Genomic DNA, 7,629 nt, shown 5'->3' with positions numbered 1-7,629 from the left:
CAGCCTTGAAGAGTCACAGGCCTGGATATTGGCCAGTTTTCCGAGCGGTCGACTGTTCAAGACCTGTTGTCGCAATTCGATTCACCCATTTGCCAGCCAAATAGCCGACCTTGGGTTTGAACACATTCACCCGATGCACAAAGTCAACTACGTCAAGCTGCGAGTGACAAGTTGAAGTTTGATGTTGCCATAGAGACCTTACTCAAGACGAAGGAAACGGATGAATTCAGCAGTAATTGTTATCGACGCTACAGAAGAGGTTGTGAAGCTATCCGTCGATCAAACCAGCTCGGGCCCAGACCAATCAGTTGAAAAAAATGTCATTGACGCGTTGTCACGCCGCCAGGTCACGGCATCTTGATGCACCGCCAGCCACCAGGTTTGCATCAAAGGATTGGGTTTGGGTTTGGCAAACCCTTGTGGTGTGAGCAGAGCCAGACACCAGGCGGGCTGCGGGTCACGCACAGAGGCGTATTGAATGGCGCCCACTTGTGCTGTGCGCGCCACCTGCGCCAAGGCTTGGGTGGCCGTGTAATCGCTGGGATGTGACCACGAAGACGCTTGTTCACTGAACGGCGGCAGGCGCAGATCAATCACCTGGGTTTTGACCTCGGCACTGAAGGCGGTGTGGGCTACGGGTTGTAATTTGTCCAGGTCCACGGCATCCTTCAAAAACTTCCAGCGCCAGTAGCCTAGCTCAGCGCTGGCGGTGCGCACCGACTCGGCACCGTAAAAAACGCCAGGATCCGTGACCGCTCTGAAGCGCGAGCCAGGTCGCGCCGGGTAGTAACGAAACGGTGTGGCCAACAGGTAGTCCAGATCCTGGGTGGCATCGGGTTGGGCGGGTTTGCTGCCTTCCAGCAAAGATTCCAGCAAGTTTTGCTCGTCGTTGGTATCAACAATCTTCATGGTGGATGCCGTGTGCTGAGCTTCCACCATGCGCCAGACCGATCCGGTCCAAGGCCGGGCCTCAGACGCGAGCGCGGCTGGCATCCAGGTATTGAACGACACGGACCAATCCTTCGGTGTGGCGAATGAGTTCAACCGGCTTGGCTTGCAGGCCCAGGTTGTCACTGAGCAGCCATTTGCGCGCGGTGGCTTCATCCCCCACGATGGAATCGAGCGAGCGAAACACGCGCACAAACAGCAAGGCAAAGTCCCACTCCTTGCGCTTGGGGTCCAACTGGTAGCTACCGTTGTAAAGGCGGGAGATGGTGGGTGCGCTCACGCCCAGCACCTTGGACAGCAAGGTTTTCGATACGTCCAACCGCTCGGCGGCGCGGGCCACGGCCTTGCTCAGCACTGCGGCAGCTTCGGGCTGCTGGGTCACTTGGGATTTGATGGCAGTCATGGTGCGCCCTCATTTAGATGATTCAGTAGAAATATTATGGCATATTAATTTCTGTGGATCTGTAAACAGCACTAAACGCCAAGACTCTGACCAATGCGAAAGAGGAGGGCGATGCGCATGATGCCGAAATGGCTTGGTTTGCGCAAAGAAGCCGGGCTCGTGTTTGTACGGGTGATTCAGGCGTATCCATCGGTGTCGGTGGAACAGGCATTGGTTCGAGTCCAAATCGCGGCAGGTTGGCGGATGATTGTTGAGCAGTACGTCAGTATTGGATCTCTGGCACAAACCGTTACAGCCGACCGCAACATGACCAACTTCGCCTGGTGGCACCAATCCCAGGATGCACACAAACGACTCCAGCGTTTGGTCCAAGCTGGCAGAATCGCCCGTCCTGACTCTTTTGTACCTGCTCGACCCCTCATTTGGATGGGGCGGTGTCCCCTCCACACACCTCTTTTTCATGACTTCTTCTTCCCAGGGCACGCTTGGCATCGACTTCGGCACCTCCAATTCCGCCATGGCCTGGGCTGACCCGCTGAGTGATGCCCGCCACCTGCCTCTGGAAGGTCAGGCCACCTCCATGCCCACGGCCGTGTTCTACAACTCAGAGGATCTGAGCACCCACTTTGGCCGCGACGCTGTGGCCCAGTACCTGGGGGGTACACCCGGGCGCCTGATGCGTTCGCTCAAAAGCCTGCTGGGCAGCCCCTTGCTGCAGGAAACCACGGTGATCAACCATCACCAAGTCAGTTTTCAGGACATCATTGCCACCTTTCTGGCGACTTTGCGCGAACGCGCCACCCAGTCGCTGGGTACTTCACCCACTCGTGTGGTGATGGGCCGCCCGGTGCACTTTGTGGATGATGACCCTGAGCGCGACGCCCTGGCCGAACGCTCACTACGACAGGCAGCACAATCCGTCGGTTTCGACGACGTGTTATTCCAACTTGAACCGATCGCTGCCGCCCTGGACTATGAGCGCCGCCTGCGACGTGAATCCATCGTGCTGGTGGTGGACATTGGAGGTGGCACCTCCGACTTCACGGTGGTGCGACTGGGTCCGCAGCGCATGACGCTGGGTGCACGCACCAGTGATATCTTGGCCACCACGGGTGTGCACATTGGTGGCACGGACTTTGACCAAAAATTGAGCCTGGAGCAAGTGATGCCGATGCTGGGTTACCGTCATCTGGGGCCACAACAGCGCGAAGTACCCAGTCGCATCTTTTTCGATCTGTCCACCTGGCATCTGATCAACTGGCTGTACCAGTCGCGCGCAATGAGCCAGGCCCGCAGCCTGCGTCCCAATTTTTCGGACCCGCATTTGCACCAGCGGTTGATGAAAGTGCTCAACCACCGTCAAGGTCACCACATGGCGCATGAACTGGAGCAGGCCAAAATCCGCTGCTCTGACCTGAATGAGCGCACAGCGGTGGATCTGTCGTTTGTCGAACCCGGTTTTGCCGTTCAGATGGCGCCCAACGATATGCGTGAGCATCTGGCGGTGTTGCTCGGGCGGGTGGTGGCCTGTGCGCGTGAGTGTGTACAGCGTGCCGATCTGACCGCTGGTGCGTTGGATGCGATTTACCTGACCGGTGGCTCGTCGGCTTTGCGTGCTTTTCAGTCCGCGCTGCAGGCTGAATTTCCGGGTGTCGATCTGGTTGAAGGTGACCTGTTTGGCGGGGTGGCGGCGGGATTGGCTTATTCCCACGTCAGGGTTTGACCGGTTGGTGGCCGGGTGAGCCACTTGGAGATCAGGGCCCCCGGTTTTGGTCGACAGCCGGTGGAGCGACCATGGAATTGGTCGCTACTTGATGGACCTTCCATCGCAGATAGGAACCGCCGGTTTCGAGCGCTCAGATCGGATAAACGTGGTTCGGCAATGAACGTTCTCGCTGGTATTGTCTGTCAAATCATTTTGACCGTGCCTTGATCGGCCGACAGCTGACTCTGGCAGAGTGTGTCTGAACAATCAGGGAGGAATTGAGGCCACTGCTGCGCGCTGGGGAAACCCTCATGGCAAACTTCTGAGTATCGTTTTTCCAGAATCCTAAGAAAACATGGGGATCGCCTCAATGCCTGGCGCGAACTAACCCGTTGCCTTCAAAAAAGTTCAGGCTTTTCCTTGGCTTTGATGGTTTCAAACAGCCCACTGATGCTCCGCATGCCATGCTACAGATGAAAATCGCCCGCAGCTTCGGGTTGATACAGCACCTTTTCAATCCGGATATAGCAGGTCCGGTTCGGAATACGCCAGTTGAAGGCATCGCCCGCCTTGAAGCCGAGAATGGCAGTGCCGATACTGGAAAATACAGAAACTTTACCGGCATGCTCATCTGCGTCTTCGGGGTAGACCAAGGCCACCTCCATCTTTTCGTCGTCCAGGTGCAGCAAAGCCTTGGAGTTCATTGTGACGACGTCCTCGGCCACATGTCCCGGATCGACCACGATGGCACGTTCGATCTCGTGTTCGAGCTCAAAAATATCAGCGCCTTGCTCCTGCTCAATCAAGCGTTTGATGCGGGTCTTGTCGATTTCAGTGATGTGGATGTCTGCGCTGTGAAAAGCAGGCCGTTCGCGCAAGAGCCGCAGGTAGCGCTCGGAGCCCATGACCAGCGAATTCATCGAGGGGGTTTTGCCTTGCAGCTCAAAGCCGCTGCGCAAGAAAGCCCGGAGTGATCGAGCGTTTTCTGGATGGATCTTGGCGATCAACCTGTCGGCCCGCATCTCGAAGAAAGCGATCTTCATGGCCTCGCGGATGGCGCTGGCGCCCAGCTTTCGACCCCAGTTGTCCCGGTTGCCGATGACCAGCACCATCTCGCAATCCCTGCCCGCCTTGACCAGTCGCACAAATCCGACAGGCACATCATGCCGGTTACAGACCATGAAGAAACGCCCGCCTTGGTTGAACAAATGCGTGAGGATGGGCAACTGCACCCGGTCGATGACCCGCTCGATCATTCGAGACACTCCGCGTGAATCACTCAGGAAACGAATCACGTCTTCGTCGTGCAGCCAATCCATCAGCTTGAGCGCGTCTTGCCGGGTGATTTCGGGGCACAGAGAAATGAAAGGCGCTCTCATATCAGCCACCATGACGTAGTGGCGGCTCATGCTGCAACCCAGCAGCCGCTCACCAGCCTTTCGGGCCGGGTCAGCGCCCGCACGAATCCACATTGCTCCCATGCCTCCATGGGGGTGATCAACCCGGCGAAGACACCGTAGTCCTGCCCCGACTGGATCTGACCGCCAGCCTGCAGTGTTTCACCCACGCGAATGGAGCCGTCTGCAGTGATGTCGTGCGCCGCCAGCAAGCCCCAGCCGCAATGGAGGTGACCACCCACCCGCACCGACTGGCCCGATTGCACGCCCTGGGCGACTTCCAGCGTGCCGGCCACGTGTACGTCGCCGCCCACCTTCATGCCACTGCGGCAGCTGAAGTCGGCCCCGGCCACGAGATCTTGACCGACCGTGACTGACCTCTGAACCACGGCGGGGCCGCCACAGTCGGCTTCCCAGCCCACCCGCAAGTGACCACCTGCTGCGACAGCCCCCAGCACGCGTAGCGACCATTCCACCCGCGTGTCACCCGCCACCGCGAAGGGGCCTTCGCATTGCACCGAGCCTTCAACGCGCAGATCACCCCCTACCTGCAGCTGACTGCCCACGCGCACGCCACCGCGCACCGCGAGCGACGCGCCCGTTCGCATCACGGTCCCAACTTCGATCGGCCCTTTGCAGACGACAGAACCTGCATACACGAATGCCTCTGCATGCAGTGCATCTAACGTGAGCACATCGTCGGTAGGCCCGAGTTGGTCAAGCAACCAGCAGGCATCTGCGATATGCCCCTCTTGAACCAAATCGTCCAGCAGTTGCTGGTAGCCGCTCAGGTCTTCCTGCCGTTTCAGGTACCAGCGGTAGCCTGCCGTGCAAGGTTTTTTGGATCGAATGAATTCCCGTGTGATATCCATTTTTATGAAGTCCTCCAAGTCAAGGCGTTCTTCCGGAGTTCATGGACCGCCTGGCCTCTTATTTGAGGACGACCAAGCATGGTTTCACGAGCAACCGAAAAGTCAGCTTGTCAGGTGATGCAGTCGCCCGTACCAAATACCGCACCCCAAGGTTTGCTAACTCTGTTAGGTGTCATGTCGATTGCGCCGACCTGTGCAGTGGAACCAGCAGCACGGGGCGACCGACATCCCGCAGCAAACGCAGGACCAGGCGGTCGCGCAACAAAGACACGAGTCTGGGTCGGTGATGCCATCCAAGGACCAGCGTCGAGCCAGCACGATAGTGGATCCGTTTGAGGATTTCAGAACGTGTGTCACCATGCGCCAAAACCAGATCAATTCTGGCCTTCACTTCCGGGCTTAGGGTTGCAACGGCAGCATCAAACCGTTGGCGTACCGCCACCCAATGTTGGCGCAGGGTGTGGTGGAATACCCCTTTGCCTTGTTCAAACTCGTCGAGTGACGGGAAGTTGGCGCCGTCAACAACGTGCAGCAACTCGATGGTCTTTGTTTCCCCCAACATGGCGAGTGCAGAGACCAGCGGTGGAACGGCAGCTTCATGTCTTGAAGCCACTACCGCATTGGGTCCTGGTATGACGGCCGATGGTGTGCAGGCCATCACGCGAATGCGAGCGTGATCAAGAAGCCCCCGGATCAATGGAGATGACCAGAAAAAACTTCTTTGCAGCAGTTGATCCCTTTGGATGAAAACCAGATCAAAGCCCTGCGCCAAAGACGGCAGATCTTTCTCTAACAGTTCCCGCTTTACACCCAAATGCACCTGCATTTGGTGGTGGCGACTCAGATGCCGTGCCCTTTGGATGAGTCTGTCGATGGGATGTGTGTAGCCGTGCTGTGGCTTATTGCAATAGTAGGAAAGATACAGCGCCATCCCTTGCTGGAGCGCGAACCTGGCGGCGGCATTCAGCAAGCTCTCGGATTCAGGGCCAAGGTCAGTGATGGCGAGTACGGAGTGCAAGCGACCATTGGCTCGGGGAAGAAGGTCCGATTCATTTTGGACACGAGTTGGAGGGTGCGCCGGTGCGTCCGGCGCTTTCGAAACAAACTTCAGGCGCTCATATGCCAGCTGGCTGGGCGGCGGCCATGTTTTTTGATAGCGGTAGGTCATGGGAGGTCCTTGGCGTGATCGGTCACCGCATTCATGCGGCAGGGTGTGTGTTTTGTTGACGATTTCACAGCGCGTAGTCGCCGCAAGCCTCTGGCTGAAACAACACTTGCTTCACAAGCGCCGAATGCTCCTTACCTTGAGGGCTGCGCCACACAACTGTTTCTCCTACACGTCGGCCTAAGAAACTGGCCCCGACCGGAGAAAGCACAGAGATGTTGCCGTGGGCAGGATCAGCACTCTCGGGATAACAAATCTTGATGTTCTTTGTTTCGCCGGATTGCAGGTCTTCAACCATGAACAAGGAATTCATGGTGATGAGGTCATCAGGGACCTGAGTCGCCTCGACCACTGTTGCTTCATCGAGCCAGTCGACAAGCGGGGATGATTTATCGTTTGGAAGACGTCGAGAAAGACGAGCGACGTCAAGTTGCGTGAGCGTACGCTCCGCATATGAAAGGGATGCCATAGAAACTCCTGAAAGCCTGACTTCATGCAGAAATGAAGTCGTCATCGCGCTTGGCTTGGGGCCCGGCGATGATGGTTTGCGCTTAAAGGAAGAGAGGATCGCCGGGCTTAGAAGTCTGCGGCAATGTGGCCGATGACTTGAGCACCCGATTTGCGGCCCGCGAGCGCGCCACAACCCAACGCAACAGACGCTGCGCGTGTAATGGTGGTTGTAGCGAAGGACCTATGCATGGAGATATTTTAGCCTAGGCCGATGTGTTTGTCAAAAGGATGTCCAATTTCTGCGGCGCTCTGTGATGTCTCCGAAGTCGAAGCCAAGTGCAAAGAGCGACTTTGAGGCAGGGCGTGATCGAGCCCGTCTGTGGGAGCCGGAGAATTTGATCTGAACAGGTCAGCGTGCGGCGCAAGCCCACCAAGACGCGTCTGCGGAACTCGGGGCCAAGTGACCCCTTAAGGGCGAAGCGGGTGCCCTAGCGTGATTTGTGTAACGAGGACTGCTTATGGTGAGCGCAAAAATTCCACCGTAACCAAGAATGTACGAGTTCAGCCGTTACCAGACTTCCAGGATGGCCATTTCTGTGACGGCTGATGGCCGAGAGCGGCAGTTCGGCTTGCAATGCCTTCTGACCGCAACCGCTGCACAAGAGACTCCCGCGCGACCTTGAAGCGGG

At 57.3% G+C, this 7,629-nt stretch carries 7 protein-coding genes; 1 reads left to right on the top strand and 6 read right to left on the bottom strand.

The window, feature by feature from the left end:
* Positions 1 to 279: 279 nt before the first annotated feature.
* Positions 280 to 909 carry an RES family NAD+ phosphorylase gene (locus KBF66_RS17955; RefSeq protein ID WP_296660711.1) on the bottom strand — a complete coding sequence of 210 codons (630 nt, stop codon included), beginning with the start codon at positions 907 to 909 and terminating at the stop codon, positions 280 to 282.
* A gap of 61 nt (positions 910 to 970) precedes the next feature.
* Positions 971 to 1,351 (bottom strand): antitoxin Xre-like helix-turn-helix domain-containing protein, encoded by a 381-nt coding sequence (locus KBF66_RS17950; protein ID WP_296660707.1) that lies wholly within the window; start codon positions 1,349 to 1,351, stop codon positions 971 to 973.
* A gap of 460 nt (positions 1,352 to 1,811) precedes the next feature.
* Here KBF66_RS17950 and KBF66_RS17945 point away from each other — a divergent pair, with 460 nt between their 5' ends.
* On the top strand, positions 1,812 to 3,074 hold the full coding sequence (locus KBF66_RS17945) for an Hsp70 family protein (protein ID WP_296660704.1): 1,263 nt from the start codon (positions 1,812 to 1,814) through the stop codon (positions 3,072 to 3,074).
* Positions 3,075 to 3,523: 449 nt separating this feature from the next.
* On the opposite strand, the gene KBF66_RS17940 is transcribed toward KBF66_RS17945, so the two are convergent.
* The 4 genes from KBF66_RS17940 to KBF66_RS17925 all read right to left on the bottom strand — a co-directional run bounded on the left by KBF66_RS17940 (position 3,524) and on the right by KBF66_RS17925 (position 6,959).
* Positions 3,524 to 4,435, bottom strand: a complete 912-nt coding sequence (locus KBF66_RS17940) for a bifunctional GNAT family N-acetyltransferase/nucleoside diphosphate kinase regulator (RefSeq protein ID WP_296660700.1) — start codon at positions 4,433 to 4,435, stop codon at positions 3,524 to 3,526.
* 26 nt (positions 4,436 to 4,461) lie between these two features.
* Positions 4,462 to 5,325, bottom strand: coding sequence for a hypothetical protein (locus KBF66_RS17935; RefSeq protein ID WP_296660696.1), 864 nt, complete (start codon positions 5,323 to 5,325; stop codon positions 4,462 to 4,464).
* Between the two features lie 172 nt (positions 5,326 to 5,497).
* On the bottom strand, positions 5,498 to 6,493 hold the full coding sequence (locus KBF66_RS17930) for a universal stress protein (protein ID WP_296660691.1): 996 nt from the start codon (positions 6,491 to 6,493) through the stop codon (positions 5,498 to 5,500).
* A gap of 64 nt (positions 6,494 to 6,557) precedes the next feature.
* Positions 6,558 to 6,959, bottom strand: coding sequence for a GreA/GreB family elongation factor (locus KBF66_RS17925; RefSeq protein WP_296660687.1), 402 nt, complete (start codon positions 6,957 to 6,959; stop codon positions 6,558 to 6,560).
* Positions 6,960 to 7,629: the final 670 nt, after the last annotated feature.

Source organism: Rhodoferax sp., assembly GCF_018063565.1.
In the GTDB taxonomy this organism is placed as follows: Bacteria; Pseudomonadota; Gammaproteobacteria; order Burkholderiales; family Burkholderiaceae_C; genus Rhodoferax.
The sequence above is the reverse complement of the archived record's forward strand: the minus strand, read 5'-3'. Positions and strand labels throughout refer to the sequence as shown.

Excerpts from the sequence above, each read along its gene's own strand:
- KBF66_RS17930 (WP_296660691.1), bottom strand. The coding sequence starts at position 6,493 with ATGACCTACCGCTATCAAAAAACATGGCCGCCGCCCAGCCAGCTGGCA.
- KBF66_RS17925 (WP_296660687.1), bottom strand. The coding sequence starts at position 6,959 with ATGGCATCCCTTTCATATGCGGAGCGTACGCTCACGCAACTTGACGTC.
- KBF66_RS17955 (WP_296660711.1), bottom strand. The coding sequence starts at position 909 with ATGAAGATTGTTGATACCAACGACGAGCAAAACTTGCTGGAATCTTTG.
- KBF66_RS17950 (WP_296660707.1), bottom strand. The coding sequence starts at position 1,351 with ATGACTGCCATCAAATCCCAAGTGACCCAGCAGCCCGAAGCTGCCGCA.
- KBF66_RS17940 (WP_296660700.1), bottom strand. The coding sequence starts at position 4,435 with ATGAGAGCGCCTTTCATTTCTCTGTGCCCCGAAATCACCCGGCAAGAC.
- KBF66_RS17935 (WP_296660696.1), bottom strand. The coding sequence starts at position 5,325 with ATGGATATCACACGGGAATTCATTCGATCCAAAAAACCTTGCACGGCA.
- KBF66_RS17945 (WP_296660704.1), top strand. The coding sequence starts at position 1,812 with ATGACTTCTTCTTCCCAGGGCACGCTTGGCATCGACTTCGGCACCTCC.